This is a genomic window from Candidatus Symbiothrix dinenymphae (genome assembly GCF_001431085.1).
The window spans coordinates 1-446 of sequence record NZ_BBRU01000412.1 but is presented as its reverse complement, the minus strand read 5'-3'; the positions used below and the strand labels follow the sequence as shown (position 1 = coordinate 446).

Below are 446 nucleotides of genomic sequence, written 5' to 3'. Positions count from 1 at the left end.
CTTCAAAATACTGAGGGTCGTCCATATTCAACATCAAAATGGCTTTCGGATTTGTCTGCTGCATCAATTCGTTTATCAGCATACGAAATAGTGAGGACTTTCCACACCGCCGGATACCCGTAAGTATCTGAATATGCCTCGTTTGCAGATTTTCTAACAACCTGTCGTACACCTCTCTTGTCTGCAAATGCTGATAGCATTTGCCGCTCCAATGCGGATTTTGCTGAATTATTGTCTGTTCCATATCATAAATTTTCGGCAAAGGTACAACTTTTTTTCGAAAAAACAACAATTTTCACGAAATTGATTTCGGAAAATTGTGTTATTTAACGAAATTGATTTCGTCAAATGGTGCAATTTAACGAAATTGATTTCGTTAAAATGTGCATTTTAACGAAATTGATTTCGTCAAATTGCATATTCGTCAAAGACAAACTATTTCCTTG

General features: G+C 36.1%; 1 protein-coding gene. It reads right to left on the bottom strand.

Annotated elements, in window-relative coordinates; all coding sequences use genetic code 11:
- A partial coding sequence (locus ASC50_RS07230; RefSeq protein WP_158648445.1) for an AAA family ATPase occupies positions 1-244 on the bottom strand: 244 nt, incomplete at its 3' end.
- Positions 245-446 lie beyond the last annotated feature (202 nt).